This is a genomic window from Vibrio sp. SNU_ST1 (assembly GCF_030563405.1).
Lineage (GTDB): Bacteria > Pseudomonadota > Gammaproteobacteria > Enterobacterales > Vibrionaceae > Vibrio.
The window spans coordinates 159,945-177,141 of sequence record NZ_CP130749.1 but is presented as its reverse complement, the minus strand read 5'-3'; the positions used below and the strand labels follow the sequence as shown (position 1 = coordinate 177,141).

Below are 17,197 nucleotides of genomic sequence, written 5' to 3'. Positions count from 1 at the left end.
ATGCAACCAAGATGCAATATCGATAGAAAACAAGTTTCACTGAAGCCGACAATAATAAGACACCAAGCAGTTGTATTTTAAATGTAAGACAGATGTTCACATCAACGTATTGCCTTACAATTAAAGAGGTAATAAAAGCACCTCGCCAAAGGTATATTCATACTTTTTTTACACTAAAGTTTGTATACTGCACAAAATCACCCTCAACTCTATGAAGCAATGAACTACTTAAGTACTTTTTTCAAAGGCATGGCAATGGGCGCAGCCGACGTTGTCCCTGGCGTGTCGGGCGGAACCATCGCATTCATCACTGGTATCTACGATACGCTACTAGAAAGCATTCGAAGAATTAACCCTAGCGTACTTGGATTATGGAAGCGTGAAGGTTTCAAAGCCGCGTTTAGCCACATCAATGGTTTTTTCCTAATTTCACTGTTCGCAGGCGTATTCACGAGCATAGCGACATTTGCGAAACTGATTTCTTGGTTATTAGTCACCCACCCGGTTCCACTGTGGTCTTTCTTCTTTGGCCTTATCTTGGTGTCGGTTTTCCATATTCTTAAACAAGTAGAAAAGCGCGATATGATTCGATTCGTATTTTTGCTGCTTGGTATCGCCTTCGCTTACAGCATTACCGTGCTTAAGCCGCTGCAAATGGAACCTACCAGTATCAATATTCTCATTGCAGGTGCGATTGCGATCTGTGCGATGATTTTGCCAGGTATCTCAGGGAGCTTCATTCTGCTATTAATTGGTATGTATGGCCCGGTACTTGGTGCCGTTAAAGAATTTCAGGTTGATGTACTTGCCCTATTCCTTGGTGGCTGTGTGATTGGCCTGCTAACTTTCTCTCACGTACTTTCTTGGTTACTGCGCTCATTCCGCGACTTCACATTAGTATTCTTGACTGGTTTGATGATCGGTACACTGCCGAAGATTTGGCCGTGGAAAGAAACGATCAGTTGGCGTATAAACTCTAAAGGTGAACAAGTTCCTCTGATTCAAGAGAACTTGTCACCGTTTGATTTTGAAGCAGTCACCTCTCAGCCTTCACAGCTAGTAATGGCTATTGCGATGATGTTTGTTGCCATTGCCTTGGTTCTGGGGTTAGAGAAATTTGCAGAGCGCAACGCTGACTAATTAAACGTAATTCTGGAACGTGTTCAGAACGGATAGAACTTAGAAAGACTAAGCTCACGTCCTATGACACAGACAAAAGCGAAGCCAATGGCTTCGCTTTTTTTGTTCTACCATACGCACAAAATTGCTTTTTGATACAAGCACATATTGAGGGGTATGATAACATCGCCGCTCTTATAAAATTAGATGAGAACACGACATGCACTCTGCATTAAAGGTTGCTGCTCTGGGGATCGCTCTCGTGGCAGGCTTTTATGGGCCGCAAGCCATTCAGCAATTTGAATCCGCGATGGAGCGAGCCTCTGCTGACGTTAACTTAGATGATTACTGCATGCTTTCCACCACATCGTGTGAGCAAAATACAGTTACGATGACACTTGATCGCGAGACGGCTCAACCTCAGGCTCCCACCAAAATCAAAGTGGTATGGGAAGACGCAGCCTCTGACACATTAATGCTGTCGCTTACAGGTTTAGAGATGGAAATGGGCTCGGCACGTTTTCAATTGAAAAGCATTGGCAATAATACCTATGAAGGTGATGTAATTTTACCTGTATGTACTTTAGACAAGATGACATGGATCGGTGAGCTCACTGATGGTGTCGATACTGTAAACCCGGCAATAAGGATGGCAAGATGAGTAGAAATTGGTCGTTAGCATTGGTTGTCGCTTTTGTCCTTGGCTTTGGCGTTAAAAGTTACCTTGATGGGCAAAACGAAGCTCAAAAACAACGCGCGGCAAAACAACAATTCTCCGCAACAACCCTTTTCGGCAAAGATAACCAGCCAACGGAAATCTTTGACCAAACCGATGACAGAATTCGTATCGTTTACTTTGGTTTCACACGTTGCCCAGATGTGTGCCCTACTTCTCTAGCAATGTTAGCCGGAGCACTTAACCAGATTTCTGATGAAGCAAAAGCCAAGATGCGCCCGATGTTTGTTTCTCTTGATCCTGAGCGCGACGCCGCTGAAGCCTCATACGAATACGCACAATACTTCCACCCAATGATGGAAGGATTAAGTGGTCCGTTAGATGTGACAACAACGCTTGCACACAACTACGGTGTTATTTTTAGAAAGACCAAGCTTGAAGGTTCAGAATTGGAATACACCCTAGACCACAGCTCATATTTCTATTTTTTAAAACCCGATGGCACGCTGATTACCAAAGTGCCGCATACGTTAACTCCAGCGCCAATTGTTGAAGCTATCAACACATTAACGCGCTAACGTACCAAGTCATCAGCGACGAGAACAACGTGTACAAAAATAAAGAACTTAACTAATAAAGTTCGAACAAAAAGTCAGGCCCCAGACCAAAACAAAAAATTAAGGACAACAACATGAAGTTAAAAGTACTTGCTCTAGCAGGCTTATTGCTCACTCCTCTTGCTCAAGCAAATAGCGACATTATGGTTCATGACGCGTACGCGCGTGCAACCCCACCTTCAGCAGTGAACAGCGCGGTATTCACGACTCTGATGAACCACAGCGATAAAGATCGCGCTATTGTTTCTGCAACAACACCAGCTGCTGGAAAGGTAGAACTTCATGATGTTATCGTTGATGGCGACGTAATGAAGATGCGTCAAGTTCAGGCGATCACCATCCCTGCAAATGGTAAAGCTGTACTTAAACCAGGTAGCTTACACATCATGTTGTTTGACTTAAAAAGCAGCCTAAAAGAAGGTGAACAAATCAAAATGACACTGACCTTCGCAAACGGTGAAACACAGACCTTTGATGCGCCAGTGAAGAAAGTGATGAGCGGTATGAAAAAGATGAATCACGATCATCATTAATCAAATTCACAATCGATGAAATAATTTAAGCCACGATGACTTCTCGCCATCGTGGCTTTTTGCTAAACTGAGTTCGCTTTATATTTGAAGCCTGAGCACATTAATAACCCAAGGAGAATAGAAGATGATTGTAATCAAAACACTAAAACTGGCAGTAAAAGTAACGCGTTAATTTGTTTGGTTAATCCAACTTAAATACCGATCGACCAACATCTCGTCACCCGTGACTACCGCACACTTTTACCCGGTTTGCTATTGATCCATAAGAGATCAATCCCTCATGCCAATAGCGCATGACTAAATCCGGGGTCCTATCTATTTGAATTCGACCCAAACTCAAAACATTTTTGACGTCTCGACGCTTTTAATTTCAGCAACTCTTTTTGGTCTCATTAACTCTTTTGATCTCATCAACAATAAGAGATCTCACAAGAAGTTAATGCTCTCACAAAAAAGAAAGCTCGCACGTCTGGGTAAATAGACATGAATTCACAAAACACATTTTCTCATCCAATGTCACTTCGACAACTTGGATGGCAACCTGTATTCCAACAACAACTGACACTCGAAGACTATGACCAATCCGTTATTGCTCGTATTACCGCGCACCACCGTAGCGGCTATACACTAGCGTCAGAACAAGGCGAAATCGTTCTCCCTATCCATCAAAAACAACCCGCAATGACGGTTGGCGACTGGGTAATCTTGAACTCTGAACTGCAATTCGGCCGTTTATTAGACCGTCAATCGCTCTTCAGCCGTAAAGCTGCAGGTAGCCGTATCGCAGAACAATATATCTCAGCTAATATCGACACGGTTTTTGTCGTGGTTTCGTTAAATAACGACTTTAATCTAAGCCGTATTGAACGCTACCTAGCGCTCGCCAATGAAGCAAAGGTTGAAGCGGTTATCGTACTCACCAAGAAAGACTTGTGTGACGACTACGAAGACAAAATACAACAAGTGCAAAGCTTAGACCCAATGCTAATGATCGAAGCCGTAAATAGCCTAGACCAAGACTCAACTCAAGTTTTGTCGCCTTGGTGTAGAGCGGGCAAGACTGTGGCTTTAATGGGTTCATCCGGTGTGGGTAAATCTACCTTGGTCAACTCGTTACTTGGTGAGGCTGAACAAGTCACAGGTGGCATTCGTGAAGACGACAGCAAAGGCCGACACACAACCACATCACGATCGCTCCACTTGCTAACATCGGGCGGCTTACTACTCGATACTCCAGGAATGCGAGAGCTACAACTTGCTGACTGCGCTGAAGGCGTGAGTGAAACCTTTTCTGACGTCGAAGAGTTAGCCATGCATTGCCGATTCTCTGATTGTCATCATGAATCAGAACCGGGGTGCAAGATACGCAAGGCGATTGAAAGTGGTGATTTGTCTGAAAGACGATTTACTAACTATCAAAAGTTATTGAGAGAGCAAGCCAGAAATGGCACCTCATTGGCAGAGCAACGCGCGAACAGTAAGCAGCTTTCCAAGATGTACAAAACCGTGCAATCAGAAAGCCGCAACATTAAAAAAGCTTCTGACTAAACCCTTGGGGTAATCACAATAAGCTTTATTTAAACAACTAAGCCCCACCTTGTTAAAGACGTGGGGCTTTTTGTTTCAATTTGATAATGGTGTGGTTATTTATGCACACAATGTTCTTTCCTATAGCCGTTTACATTTCTACATTTGCAGTGTTTTGAATCTATCAAATGAGAATCAGCAGATTTATAGCTCAATCAAAATACATTTATTTAACATTTAGCTCTAAAAACACCACATAGCGCAAACAATAACCCTAAAAGTAAACTATCCCTAGACACCCTCTTAGATCCCGCTAATATGACCGCCAATTCCGCTAGTGTATAGTTGGATTTGGTACAACTTCATAAAAAGATACATCACTATAATAAATTAACAATTGCAGGTATTTTATGCAAAATAACAACATGCTCGCCCGCATCGCTCGTGGAAATCTCGTTCTACAGATCCTTGCTGGTATTGTTTTCGGTGTCGTTCTCGCCATGGTTTCTCCTTCAGCAGCTCAAGATGCAGGCCTATTAGGTAGCCTGTTTGTTGGTGCTCTGAAAGCTGTTGCCCCAATTTTAGTATTCATTCTTGTTGCAGCTTCTATCGCAAACCAAAAGAAAGGTCAGCATACTCATATGCGTCCAATCATTGTGCTTTACCTGATTGGTACGTTCTCTGCAGCACTGACTGCTGTAGTACTGAGCTTCATGTTCCCAACCACTTTGACACTGGTTGCTGGCGCTGAAGGTGCTAACCCTCCTCAAGGTATTGCGGAAGTTCTTCATACGCTTCTATTCAAGCTTGTAGACAACCCAGTTAGCGCACTAATGAACGCGAACTACATCGGTATTCTAGCTTGGGCAATCGGTCTTGGTCTTGCACTGCACCACGCATCTGCAACAACCAAAGCGGTTTTCGAAGACCTAAGCCACAGTGTTTCACACATTGTTCGCTTCATTATTCGTCTTGCGCCATTCGGTATCTTCGGTCTTGTTTCTGCAACATTCGCAACAACAGGCTTCGATGCACTGGCAAGCTACGGTCAACTTCTAGCAGTACTACTAAGCTCAATGCTGATCATCGCACTTGTAGTTAACCCACTGCTTGTATTTATTAAAACAAAACAAAACCCATACCCACTCGTACTGCAATGTATTCGTGAATCTGGTGTAACGGCATTCTTCACTCGTTCAAGCGCTGCAAACATCCCAGTGAACATGAACCTTTGTAAGAAGCTAAAACTAGACGAAGATACTTACTCTGTATCGATTCCTCTAGGCGCAACGATCAACATGGCAGGCGCTGCAATCACCATCACTGTGTTAACGCTTGCTGCTGTACACACTATGGGTATTGAGATTGATATCTTCACTGCGATTCTACTAAGCCTTGTTGCTGCTGTATCAGCATGTGGCGCATCGGGTGTTGCTGGCGGTTCACTACTGCTTATCCCGCTAGCTTGTGGCCTATTCGGCATCTCAAACGATGTAGCGATGCAGGTTGTAGCGGTTGGTTTCATTATCGGTGTGATTCAAGATTCTGCTGAAACAGCGCTCAACAGCTCAACTGACGTAGTGTTCACTGCTGCTGTATGTAAAGCCGAGCAAAACAAAGAGCAATAAGCCTTTAGCTGCTCTGAACCTAAACAGTTCTGAGCTCTAAGCTCTAAGCTCTAAAAAGCAAATCGTACATAAACAAAAAGGGAAGCTGATGCTTCCCTTTTTTTGTTTAAGTGCTTTACCCGCCGCAGTCAATAATACCAATCACAGTAAGTAAGTGTTCAAAAATAGCGCAGGGAAAAGGCTTGAGAACAAGGCTGATCTTTTCGACAAGAAGTTTCGATAAGTAGTTATTCTACAGTCAAAAATACTAACGCAGTTATCGAGCGTTTTAGCAAGCTAGGGTGGCCAGTTATTTACTACGATTGGTATAATACCTACCGTATAAATAACGGATCACCTTAGCGGCTTAATACAGTCTGTTATAACATCTACACTCATATAACATCGTTGGATTTTTTAAATTGTAGAACTACTCGTTTCAGTCATGTTCAGAATACAGGTAAGAACTCATAAACACGGTTTACTAATTGCTCTTCCAATTAGACTCGACTGCCGGTTGGCTAAAATCCAAAGAACCGCTATTAGAGTTAGCTTGCTTATCTTGTGATGCTCGATTCACGCTTGCCTTGTCACCATCAAGGTTTTCAGCCGCCTGTTGGTGATTATTGGCATTTGAACCTTGAGCACTTGAGGCTTCAGTATCCAAATCCGCCTTATCGACACCTAACTCATCACTCTCTTCGTCAGAAGCTTCTTTCACTTTCTTATGCACTGGGATATCGCGTTTGTAGAGCTTGTTGAGTGCTTTAACGATAGAGTGCTTGGTGATTGCTTCTTGCGTCAGCTTAGTCATTATCGGCTTAGTCAGAGCCTGTAATCCCACGACAGCATCAACCCCAAGATCACCCCCAACTTTATCCCTCAAATATCTCGCATCCGCATAGCCAAAATGAGCCGACAAGAATAACCAGATATAAGCGATAGCATTACCGTGTTCACCATGGTCAATCCACGCCTCACCGGCTCTAAACATCGCTTCTGCACAGTTTTTTTCGGCTGCCGTTTCAAACCAGTAAACCGCTTCACGATGATTAGCGACAACGCCAACACCGTTCAAATAGCTCATACCCAATTTGATTTTTCCGTCTAGGTTATTCTTTTCAGCCGCTTTTCTGTACCACATGAAAGAGCTTTCTGGAGAATAATCTGGGTTCTCTCTATCTAAGCACCAATCCCCCATAAAAAGCATCGCTTCGGTGTTACCACTAGCTGCAGACTCTTCAATATAGGCGCTGCCTTTCGGGAGGTTTTTCTCAACTCCGCGACCAAACACGAGTGCTTTACCCACCTCGAATTTTGCAAGCGGGTCATTATCCAGTGCTGATATCGCTAGCTGCCAAAAATTGGCCTTTTCTCTTAAAATTAGGTCTTCTTTGCACTTCATACTCAGGCGAACAATGCCGTACATGCCGTTGACATTGTCTAAATGGGCGGCTTTGTCGTACCAATACAGAGCTTCCTTAAGATTGACTCGTTCGGCCTCTTTCGCCAAATACAGAATCGACGGCACATGCCCAGTTTCAGCCTTAAATTGACGATCTTTTTGCTCTTGGATACGTGCTTTTTCAATCGCTTTTCGGTAAGCGACAGCGCGAGCTTTACGTTCTTGTTCCAAGCGCTTTTTTCTTAGCGACAAAGAGACCAACCAAACAGCAATAAGTATTAACGAAAGAGCGGTCGCACCAATTGCGATTCCCATTGTACTCATAAAATATTTTATCCTAACTCGGCTAATAGCACCCTACACAGGAAAGCAATCAACCTATAGCGAGCAGTATGTTTGAATGACAGGGAAAAGCGCAGTTATTAAAACGTTCCGCCCTAAAATGAATTTTGTTCAGTATCTCAGGAATACATAACGATAAAAAGCCTACTGGTATCTATCCGTCGGCACTCCATTAATGCTGTGATCCCGCTCCCTTTTTATTCATAAGTCTAGGGGCTTTACCTATATTATCTACCATATCGATCGACTGATGGCATAGCGACATAGCTAATCTTGCTGCATCTTCTCCCAAATGGTCGGAGAGCCAATATAGTCTTGAACTGTAGTGATGAACTCTTTCACCAATTTGGTCTGCTTACGATGCGGATACACAGCGTAGATCGCCGTATCAACCGTCGAGATTGCATAATCAGGAAGTAACGTAACCAAGCCTAGTTCTTTCATTGAGGCATACAAGTTTGATTGGTCAAGGAAGCCATAACCTAAGCCATCTTTTACGCAAGACACCATAGTGCGAACATCACTCACCTTATAGTTGCCACGAATCGTCAAGCTTTGGAAAGTGTTGCCATGCGGCTCTTCACTGATCCGCAGGTGATCGACCGTCATATCACCATTGGTATAGATAACCGCAGGTAAGGAGAGCAAATCTTGTGGCGTCTTTGGCTCACCGTGCTCTTTCACAAAGTCGTTCGATGCAACGAGCATGAAGTTGCTGTCGGCAATCTTCTTGGCAATCAAGTTGGATTCAACCAGCTTACTGAAGCGAAATGCAATATCAAACTGCCCGGCAATGATGTTGGCGATCTTATCGTCTAGTGAAAGTACGATCTGAACATCCGGATACTTCCTCATGAACTGAGTAATAATAGGTTGCAAGTATTGCTGGCCAAAATAGATCGGTGAAGTAATTCGCAGCACACCTTTGGGTTCAGACTGGTATGAATCTGCAATGCCTTGGATCTGACTGATCGTGTCTTTCAACACATAGGTTTGCGCTAAAATATCTTCCCCTGCCGACGTCAATGAGAACGAACGAGTAGATCGGTTGAGCAACTGAACACCTAAATCTTGCTCAAGCTTTTTGATCTGTTTAGAGAGCGATGAGTTGTCCATATCGTGTAAAGTTGCCGCTTTGGTAAACGACCCTTCTTGAACCACATCTAAGAACAACAACAACTGATTAGTATTTGGCACTGCGCCTCTCCTACAATAAAACTCGACTAACGTTCATCTTTGGGGGTGTCCATCACAACCATAGTCGTAATCGATTGCACCTGAGCACATTCCCCAAGCACATCGGCATGAAACTTCTTATAGCCAGGTAGATCTTTTGTTTCTACCCTTAGCAAGTACTCGTTGGCACCAGTAATGTTGTGGCACTCCACTACCTCTTTTTCCATACTGACGTGCTGTTCAAACTCTAGCTGAGCCGCTTTGCTATGGCTCGACAAGCCAATCGAAACATAAGCTATAAAGCCAACGCCCATCAGGCCATTATCCAGAACCGCACGGTAACCTTGAATGATCCCTTTACGCTCGAGATCCTGTACTCGCCTTAAGGTCGCTGAAGCCGACAATCCTATACGTTCTGAAAGCTCAATGTTGGAGATTCTGCCGTCCAATTTAAGCTCTTGCAATATCCTTTCGTCAAATCTATCCATAAGTACTTATTATTGTGCATTAAGTGATAATTGAGGAAATAAAAGCACATAATTGCCTGACTTTCCACCTACTATGTTTCTCAACACGTGAAAGTCATGACCGGTCAGTCACTTCGTTCATTTTACTGCTGGAGAATCACAATGCCTTTAGAACAACTTAGCGCACTTGCCTTGTTTGCGTTTGTCTCGACCTTCACACCAGGTCCAAATAACATCATGCTCATGACATCAGGAGCCAATGTTGGCTTTGCTCGTACCATTCCGCACATGCTTGGCGTTGCTCTGGGGTTTGCAGCCATGTTGCTGCTGGTTGGCTTCGGCTTAATGGGGATTTTTAACGCCTATCCGGTCTCTCACAAAATCTTGAAATACCTAAGTCTTACTTACCTCGTGTACCTTGCGATCAAGATAGCATTGAGCGGCAAAGCCAAAAATAACGAGGCTTACAAGCCCATGACTTTCATTGGCGCAGCGAGTTTTCAGTGGGTCAACCCTAAAGGTTGGTCGATGGCGCTGACGGCTATTTCAGTCTATAGCAGCGGCAGTTCATGGTGGGAGCTTGCAGTCATCGCCAGTATCTTCACGCTAGCCAACTTGCCTTCTGTGACATTCTGGACAGCGGCAGGCAAGCAACTGCAACATTGGCTAACAACGCCAATCCGCATCAAAAGCTTCAACTACGGTATGGCAGGTTTGCTGTTAGCCTCAACGATTCCGATGTTGTAACCAGATAGCTTCTCTATGATGGTTAGTAAGTGAGTACTAGCCATCAATTTCATTACAAGTATCCAATAATCTCACTAACCCAACGACCAAATGTCGCCTGCCCGCTCGGCGTTAACGTCCAGACAAAAGCTACAACATTAAGTGACACCGTCACGAAAAATACAAATCTAAATGGTTGCTTCTGCGTTTTATGACGCAGTTTATCTTGAGCAATTAACGCCCCTAACCAACCACCAGCAACAGAAAAAATATGCAGAGTTTTTTCTGGTACACGCCAATTACCATTGATTGCCGCTCTCTTGTCCTTCGCGTACACAAAAAACGTCACTGTTCCGATAACTAAATACCACACCAAGAGCGCTTTTGAACTTTCTGAAAACAACGCAGATACCGCTACCAATACCAGATAAGTAATAGCGATTTGAATAGATGAAGACAACATCAACTCCTTTGGATAATGAACAACATAGCGTCACCATTCCACATTAAAGACTCACTAAAGCTATTAGAGGCGAATGAGTACAAACTTTTTTTGATGGGAAAAACAACCTGCGAGTGAACTGCTACTAAGCTCACATAAATAAGGCGTAGTTATCACCCCTAGCGACTACTCCTATCTTCTACGCCTATGGCTAACCAACTGTATTTTATGAGCTATTGAACCAATAAAAAAGCGCGTTAACCACCACAAATCGTGACATCGACACTAGGTTTCCTATTTTTACGGATTAAAAAATAACTTAATACATAAGCGTCACAAATAGTGGAGCATCGTTAAGCCTAGGATATTCATCTTCGTAAAAAATATGGATATCAAAACGTGAACGAAATAAATACCAATAAACACGAGATTCTACAAAGTACCTTCAATATTGCAAAAACAAAGAGCTTCAATATTGCGCAAACAAACAGCTTCAAACGTTCAGCTTTAGCCAAGGCAATATTGCCTCTCGTCACCGCGACCTTGATAGCAGGCTGTGGAAGCGACACTAGCAAGACAAACTCTGACAGCACAAGTCTATATAAAGCCGCTGAAAACGAAGTTGTTATTTATTACAAACGTGATGTTGCAGCGGCTCGCGCTTCTGGCTCGGCCTACGACGGTTGGGGGCTTCACCTTTGGAATGGCGAAGGTTGTACGAGCACTGACTTAGTCGGCATGGGACTAGGTGACAATGGGACTGACTGGGATGTACCTTATGAATTCAAGGGCATCAATGATACCTATGGCGCCTACTACGTATTGAAAGTCGACCCAGATGCATCCGACCCTCATAAGTGCATCAACTTCATCTTGCATAATGGCGGCGATAAGGCGTTTGGCAGCGCCAACTCGAAAATTGATCTCACCAAACTGAGTCAATCTCAATCTGTATTCGGTTTCCATGGCAGCAGCGCGCTGTACTACGAGCCGATTTCAGAACGCCCAGTTAAGATTGATGGCCAGAAGGCACATTGGTTGGACTCAAAGACGATCGCTTGGGAAGCAGCAGACGGTGCCGACTCTCTCAAGTTGTTCTACGCGCTCGATAACAGCATCACGATAAACGATGATAAGGCAATCGTCGGTGGGCAGGCCGTTGAACTCAAAAAAGATGGCAAGCTATCCTCTACATTAAAAGAACGTTTCCGTCACCTAGCAAGCCTACCCGCTTTATCAATCGATGTTGACGACAGCACACTGCGCACCATCTTGAAATCTCAGATCGTTGTTGTTGCGTATAATGCGAATGGCGACGTTATCTCTTCAACTGAAGTTCAAAAGCCCGGCGTACTTGATGCTGTGTTTGCCAACGAAGAGGCCGGTAACGCAATGGGAGAAACACTGGGGGCGATTGTGGAAGGCAGCACGACGACCTTCAAACTTTGGGCCCCTACCGCGCAAGATGTTGAACTCGTCCTCTACAGCGAAGACCGACAAAGTTCTAAAGTGATCCCAATGACGGAAAGCTTGGAAACAGGCATTTGGGCAACGGATTCAATTTCTAACGCAGTGAACAGTTATTACCGTTACCAAGTGAAGGTTTATCACCCAACCACAGGCAATATCGAAACTCGCCTTGTGACCGACCCATACTCACTCGGCTTGTCGAAGAATTCAGCATACTCTCAAGTGATTGACCTTGATGAAGTAACACTGATGCCACAAGGTTGGACTGGATATAAGCGCCCAACGGTGAAGAAAGACGAAGACCACGTACTGTACGAATCACACCTTCGTGACTTTAGCTTCAGTGATAAGTTAGGTACAGCAAGCTTAAACGGCAAGTACCTCGCGCTAACAGAAGCCGATCGTGAGTCAGTAAAACACTTGAAAGCTCTGAAAGATGCTGGTTTAACCACACTTCATATCTTACCTGCATTCGATATCGCCACCATCAATGAAGATGACGCGAGCCGCGTGGATATCACCGACACTATCGGCAAACTCTGTAACGTAAAACCAACCGCTACTTTATGTGGCACCGAAGATGAAAACAAAACCATCGAAACCGTACTCAACAGCTATAACTCTTCAACAGGCGATGCCCAAGCTCTAATGAACGATCTGCGTATGCTAGATAGTTTCAACTGGGGCTACGACCCATTTCATTACACAGTTCCAGAGGGAAGTTACGCGACAGATCCTAACGGTTCAAAGCGTATTCTTGAATTCCGTCAAATGGTTAAAGCTGCGCACGACATGGATCTTAAACTGATCATGGACGTGGTTTATAACCATACCAATGCGTCTGGCGTGAACGATAAGTCAGTACTGGATAAGATCGTCCCTGGGTATTATCACCGCCTGAATGTGAACACAGGTGGCGTGGAAAGCTCAACGTGTTGTGACAACACCGCAACTGAAAACCTAATGATGGGTAAGTTGATGGTCGACTCACTCAAAGTATGGGCTGACGACTATCAGGTTGATGGTTTCCGCTTTGATTTAATGGGCCACCAGCCAAAAAGCGTGATGGTCGAGGCATTGAAAGAAGTGCGCAAGATCGACCCAAATACCCTGTTCTATGGCGAAGGTTGGGACTTTGGCGAAGTAGCAAACAACGCTCGCTTCGAGCAAGCCAACCAGATCAACATGGCAGGCACCGAAATTGGCACCTTCTCTGACCGTTTGCGTGATGCAGTACGAGGCGGTAGCCCGTTTGATGGCGGTGTCGATTCAGAAGGTAAGCACCCACTTCGTTTTAACCAAGGCTTCGGTAACGCCGCGTTTGCCAACGAAGAGACCAAGGTTGATCAAGATTCAGTCAACGGTCGTTTACACAACCAAGATCTCGTGCGCTTAGGCATGGCGGGGAACTTAGCCGAATACGTATTACTGGATTACAAAGGCGATACCAAACTGGGTAAAAACGTCGACTACAACGGTGCACCGGCCGGCTACACCAAAATGCCATCAGAGAACATCTCTTACGTTTCCAAGCACGATAACCAAACTCTTTGGGATAACAACGCTTACAAAATCGCCGAAGGTACAAGCTCTGCAGAACGCGCGCGCATGCAGTCGGTATCACTCTCTACGGTAATGTTGGGCCAAGGCATTCCATTCATCCACATGGGGTCTGAACTGTTACGTTCTAAATCGATGCAGCGTGATTCTTACGACTCTGGCGATTGGTACAACCGGGTGATGTTTGATGGTACTGACAATAACTGGAATGTTGGCTTACCCCGAAAAGACAAAGATGGCGCCAACTGGGAACTCATCAAAACCATAATTGCCGACAGCACAGCTAAACCAGTAAAAGAGGACATTGACCTAACCAAGCAGCAATTCCTAGAACTGTTAAAAATCCGCAGCTCAAGTGAACTGTTCCGCTTAGACACAGCAGAAGAAGTCATGAAGCGTGTCGATTTCCGCAATGTGGGCAAAGATCAAATCGAAGGTCTGATCGTGATGTCTATTGATGACGGAATCTCCACGGGCAAAGACCTAGATCCAACCGCTGATGCCATTGTGGTTGTTATAAACTCAACGAGTAAATCTCAATCATTCAAGATCACGGGAGCGACGGGCTTTACACTCCATACCATTCAGCAGAACTCTGCCGATGACATCGTGAAAGGCGCCACCTTTTCCGCTGAGACCTTCACCGTTCCGCCATTAACCACCGCGGTATTTGTGCAAACTCAAGGCGCATCACAAGGTGCTGGATTATCGGTTGATAACTCACAAAAGGACGTATCTAAGATTCCGCCATATGGCAAAACGACCGTCTATGTACGTGGTGCAATGAACGGATGGAACCCGACGGACGCTTGGACGATGAGCTTCGTTGGTAACGGCGTTTACTCTGTTAGTGGCGCTTTGGCTGTGGGTGAGTACGGCTTCAAGTTTGCAGATGCCGAATGGAAAACACCAAACTTTGGCTGTAACTCCGTCGACCTAGCTCAGGGCTCGATCAACATTGGCAGCGAAGGCGACTGTAAGTTGAATGTAACCGAAGCCGGCAACTACACATTCACACTGAATGCGATTCATCAACTCAATAACAGCGCAGAAAAAGCTGTGGTATCTGTGACGAAACAATAAGCTTCACATTCACATAATCATCCCAGACGAATTTGTTTTGTTTGGGGGGAGCGAGGGGAGGTATTAACCTCCCCTTTTTTGAGCAGCCGCTCACATACAACAGCAACTACGCCCCGAATTTCTTATCCAAGGAGGATAAAGCCGCATTCTGATTAAGCTAGCCTCCTAACGATAACTTCTATATCGAATATAACGTCTAACACAGCTTCAACGACAAAGCCCTACAGCTCCACTTCTCGAGATGGAATATAAGTATGTACAACAAGAAACATTCAATCTATCAAGTTTTTACCCGTTTGTTCGGCAATCAGAATACACAGAACACACCTTGGGGAACCATTGAACAAAATGGCGTGGGCAAGTTCAGTGACTTCACCAATAAAGCGCTGACAGAAATTAGAGAACTCGGCATCACTCATATTTGGTACACCGGAGTACCAAATCATGCTGTGATCAACGACTACAAGCACATCGGCATCTCAGACGACCATCCGAGCGTTGTAAAAGGACGGGCTGGCTCACCTTATGCCGTCAAAGATTACTACTCAGTAAACCCAGATCTTGCTGACAACCCAGAGCAGCGTTTACAGGAATTCGAAGCCTTGATCAAAAGAAGCCATGACAATGGTTTGAAAGTCATCATTGATATCGTCCCTAACCACATTGCCCGTAATTACCAAGGCTTGAATAACCCAGAGGGCGTACGTGACTTTGGAGATCAAGATGACACGACGGTTGAGTATCATCGCAACAATAACTTCTATTACATTCCTGACAGCACATTTGAACTGCCCGAGATCGAACCTGCGTTCATTCCTCTTGGTGGCGAACAACACCCGAATTTAGCCTCACCGTTTCTTGAATCCCCGGCCAAATGGACAGGAAACGGATCGCGCTTGAGCAAACCTAACTTCGACGATTGGTATGAAACCGTAAAGATTAACTATGGCGTGCGACCAGACGGTTCAAAAGACTTCCCCAAGTTACAGAATGATTATGCGATGCGTGATCACCTCGCCCACTACCATTTCTGGCAGCAAGTTGATGTGCCGGATTCATGGATTAAGTTTCGAGACATCGCCTTATATTGGTTAGAAAAAGGCGTCGATGGATTTCGCTACGATATGGCAGAGATGGTACCGGTCGAATTCTGGAGCTATCTCAATTCATCAATCAAAGTAAAGAATCAAGACGCCTTTTTGATGGCGGAAGTGTATCAACCGGACCTTTATCGTGATTACATTCGCTTGGGTAAAATGGACTACCTGTATGACAAAGTCGATCTTTACGACGGCCTAAAAGCAATCATGCAAGGTAAGGCTTCAACGGCAATCATCCCTGAGATCCAACATCAAATGATGGACATCGAACACCACATGATGCACTTCTTAGACAACCACGATGAGCAGCGTGTCGCGTCTCCTGAGTTTGTTGGTAACCCACACATCGCCAAACCAGCCATGTTAGTCAGTGCGCTATTAAGTAGCTCTCCCACCATGATTTACTTCGGACAAGAAGTCGGCGAACCGGGCGCAGAGAACGCAGGCTTTGGGCAACCTTCTCGCACGTCTATATTTGACTACATCGGTGTTCCTCAACATCAAAAATGGATGAACGGAGGAAAGTTCGATGGTGGGCAGCTCAACGATGATGAAAAGCAGCTCAGACTCTTCTACCAACAAGTGATGACGTTTTCATTGAACCATTCATCAATGACCGGAGCGTACCAAGATTTACACCAGCCCAATCAGCTAAGTGATTCTGTTTATGCTTTCTTGCGTTTTGATAATCAAGAACTGGTTATCGCCGCGGCTAACTTCAGCCAAAGCAAAACGGACCACATCCAGTTGAAGGTGACGGCAGAGGTTATTCAAAAACTAGGCATTGCTGACGGAAGCTATACGCTCAAACAACATATTGAAGGCGTCCAACAACAGACGCTGTATGTGGAAAACGGTGTCGGTTACTTCTGTGCAGAATTAAAACCCCTAGCCGCTTTCGCTTGGGTGTTACCCCTCTAACCGACCATTCAAAAAGTAACTGACTATGACGGCGTTAAATAAGAGGAAAAAGAACTTAACGTCGTCTTCGGATAGGAGCGCACTAATGTGCGCTCTGAGTTATTGCAAAATAAACACTGCGATACTCTGGGTATAAAATACCAACCGAGCATCCTTTGTGCTCTGTGGGGCCTCACTTGCGTTCAATGGTATGTATATGATCATGTTAAATACTCCTGTAATTTACATAAGCGCCCATGCGCTCACTACTATATTTATTAAATTACGCCAAAATGACGTCCAAACAGCTTGTTTATTTGCCTTTTCAGCGGAGTAAGGACAATAATATCGCCACCAACGATAACGCTCATCTGTCTATCTCCAGTTCAGTCAACTCTCGTCTGACTTATCTTTGCCCCTTATCTGCTTAGATCTTTTATTCGTAAC

General features: G+C 44.6%; 13 protein-coding genes and 1 pseudogene. 10 read left to right on the top strand and 4 right to left on the bottom strand.

The features are described from left to right. Nucleotides 1–219: 219 nt before the first annotated feature. The 7 genes and pseudogenes from Q5H80_RS15145 to Q5H80_RS15115 all read left to right on the top strand — a co-directional run. Entirely contained in the window at nucleotides 220–1,140 is a 921-nt protein-coding gene (locus tag Q5H80_RS15145) for a DUF368 domain-containing protein (protein WP_304570256.1), read from the top strand. A gap of 199 nt (nucleotides 1,141–1,339) precedes the next feature. Then, nucleotides 1,340–1,780, top strand: coding sequence for a hypothetical protein (locus Q5H80_RS15140; RefSeq protein WP_304570255.1), 441 nt, complete (start codon nucleotides 1,340–1,342; stop codon nucleotides 1,778–1,780). After that, entirely contained in the window at nucleotides 1,777–2,373 is a 597-nt protein-coding gene (locus Q5H80_RS15135) for an SCO family protein (RefSeq protein WP_304570254.1), read from the top strand. The genes Q5H80_RS15140 and Q5H80_RS15135 overlap by 4 nt, the downstream gene beginning before the upstream one ends. A gap of 113 nt (nucleotides 2,374–2,486) precedes the next feature. Then, nucleotides 2,487–2,945, top strand: a complete 459-nt coding sequence (locus Q5H80_RS15130) for a copper chaperone PCu(A)C (protein ID WP_304570253.1) — start codon at nucleotides 2,487–2,489, stop codon at nucleotides 2,943–2,945. A 483-nt stretch (nucleotides 2,946–3,428) separates the two neighbouring features. After that, nucleotides 3,429–4,493, top strand: a complete 1,065-nt coding sequence (gene rsgA / locus Q5H80_RS15125; protein ID WP_304570252.1) for a ribosome small subunit-dependent GTPase A — start codon at nucleotides 3,429–3,431, stop codon at nucleotides 4,491–4,493. 389 nt (nucleotides 4,494–4,882) lie between these two features. Next, a complete protein-coding gene (sstT, locus tag Q5H80_RS15120) occupies nucleotides 4,883–6,100 on the top strand; it encodes a serine/threonine transporter SstT (protein WP_304570251.1) in 1,218 nt (405 codons plus the stop codon). 161 nt (nucleotides 6,101–6,261) lie between these two features. Continuing rightward, nucleotides 6,262–6,442: pseudogene (locus Q5H80_RS15115) on the top strand (hypothetical protein); the annotation flags it as partial. Nucleotides 6,443–6,563: 121 nt separating this feature from the next. Here Q5H80_RS15115 and Q5H80_RS15110 read toward each other — a convergent pair. The 3 genes from Q5H80_RS15110 to Q5H80_RS15100 form a co-directional block, all read right to left on the bottom strand. Beyond that, nucleotides 6,564–7,799: a tetratricopeptide repeat protein gene (locus Q5H80_RS15110; protein ID WP_304570752.1), complete on the bottom strand. Its 1,236-nt coding sequence runs from the start codon at nucleotides 7,797–7,799 to the stop codon at nucleotides 6,564–6,566. A 294-nt stretch (nucleotides 7,800–8,093) separates the two neighbouring features. Then, on the bottom strand, nucleotides 8,094–9,023 hold the full coding sequence (locus Q5H80_RS15105) for a LysR family transcriptional regulator (RefSeq protein ID WP_304570250.1): 930 nt from the start codon (nucleotides 9,021–9,023) through the stop codon (nucleotides 8,094–8,096). 26 nt (nucleotides 9,024–9,049) lie between these two features. Further along, nucleotides 9,050–9,490 carry an Lrp/AsnC family transcriptional regulator gene (locus tag Q5H80_RS15100; protein ID WP_009845852.1) on the bottom strand — a complete coding sequence of 147 codons (441 nt, stop codon included), beginning with the start codon at nucleotides 9,488–9,490 and terminating at the stop codon, nucleotides 9,050–9,052. 141 nt (nucleotides 9,491–9,631) lie between these two features. Here Q5H80_RS15100 and Q5H80_RS15095 point away from each other — a divergent pair, with 141 nt between their 5' ends. Continuing rightward, nucleotides 9,632–10,216, top strand: a complete 585-nt coding sequence (locus tag Q5H80_RS15095; RefSeq protein ID WP_304570246.1) for a LysE family translocator — start codon at nucleotides 9,632–9,634, stop codon at nucleotides 10,214–10,216. Between the two features lie 52 nt (nucleotides 10,217–10,268). Here the strand turns inward: Q5H80_RS15095 and Q5H80_RS15090 are convergent, their stop codons facing one another. Further along, entirely contained in the window at nucleotides 10,269–10,658 is a 390-nt protein-coding gene (locus Q5H80_RS15090) for a DUF1294 domain-containing protein (RefSeq protein ID WP_304570244.1), read from the bottom strand. A gap of 378 nt (nucleotides 10,659–11,036) precedes the next feature. Here Q5H80_RS15090 and pulA point away from each other — a divergent pair, with 378 nt between their 5' ends. Together pulA and Q5H80_RS15080 are read left to right on the top strand one after the other, a co-directional pair. Then, complete coding sequence (gene pulA / locus Q5H80_RS15085) at nucleotides 11,037–14,750, top strand: pullulanase-type alpha-1,6-glucosidase (protein ID WP_304570242.1); 3,714 nt, start codon at nucleotides 11,037–11,039, stop codon at nucleotides 14,748–14,750. A 254-nt stretch (nucleotides 14,751–15,004) separates the two neighbouring features. After that, on the top strand, nucleotides 15,005–16,771 hold the full coding sequence (locus Q5H80_RS15080; protein WP_304570240.1) for an alpha-amylase family protein: 1,767 nt from the start codon (nucleotides 15,005–15,007) through the stop codon (nucleotides 16,769–16,771). The last annotated feature ends 426 nt before the right edge of the window (nucleotides 16,772–17,197 follow it).

Excerpts from the sequence above, each read along its gene's own strand:
- Q5H80_RS15145 (WP_304570256.1), top strand. The coding sequence starts at position 220 with ATGAACTACTTAAGTACTTTTTTCAAAGGCATGGCAATGGGCGCAGCC.
- Q5H80_RS15140 (WP_304570255.1), top strand. The coding sequence starts at position 1,340 with ATGCACTCTGCATTAAAGGTTGCTGCTCTGGGGATCGCTCTCGTGGCA.
- Q5H80_RS15135 (WP_304570254.1), top strand. The coding sequence starts at position 1,777 with ATGAGTAGAAATTGGTCGTTAGCATTGGTTGTCGCTTTTGTCCTTGGC.
- Q5H80_RS15130 (WP_304570253.1), top strand. The coding sequence starts at position 2,487 with ATGAAGTTAAAAGTACTTGCTCTAGCAGGCTTATTGCTCACTCCTCTT.
- rsgA (WP_304570252.1), top strand. The coding sequence starts at position 3,429 with ATGAATTCACAAAACACATTTTCTCATCCAATGTCACTTCGACAACTT.
- sstT (WP_304570251.1), top strand. The coding sequence starts at position 4,883 with ATGCAAAATAACAACATGCTCGCCCGCATCGCTCGTGGAAATCTCGTT.
- Q5H80_RS15110 (WP_304570752.1), bottom strand. The coding sequence starts at position 7,799 with ATGGGAATCGCAATTGGTGCGACCGCTCTTTCGTTAATACTTATTGCT.
- Q5H80_RS15100 (WP_009845852.1), bottom strand. The coding sequence starts at position 9,490 with ATGGATAGATTTGACGAAAGGATATTGCAAGAGCTTAAATTGGACGGC.
- Q5H80_RS15095 (WP_304570246.1), top strand. The coding sequence starts at position 9,632 with ATGCCTTTAGAACAACTTAGCGCACTTGCCTTGTTTGCGTTTGTCTCG.
- Q5H80_RS15090 (WP_304570244.1), bottom strand. The coding sequence starts at position 10,658 with ATGTTGTCTTCATCTATTCAAATCGCTATTACTTATCTGGTATTGGTA.
- Q5H80_RS15080 (WP_304570240.1), top strand. The coding sequence starts at position 15,005 with ATGTACAACAAGAAACATTCAATCTATCAAGTTTTTACCCGTTTGTTC.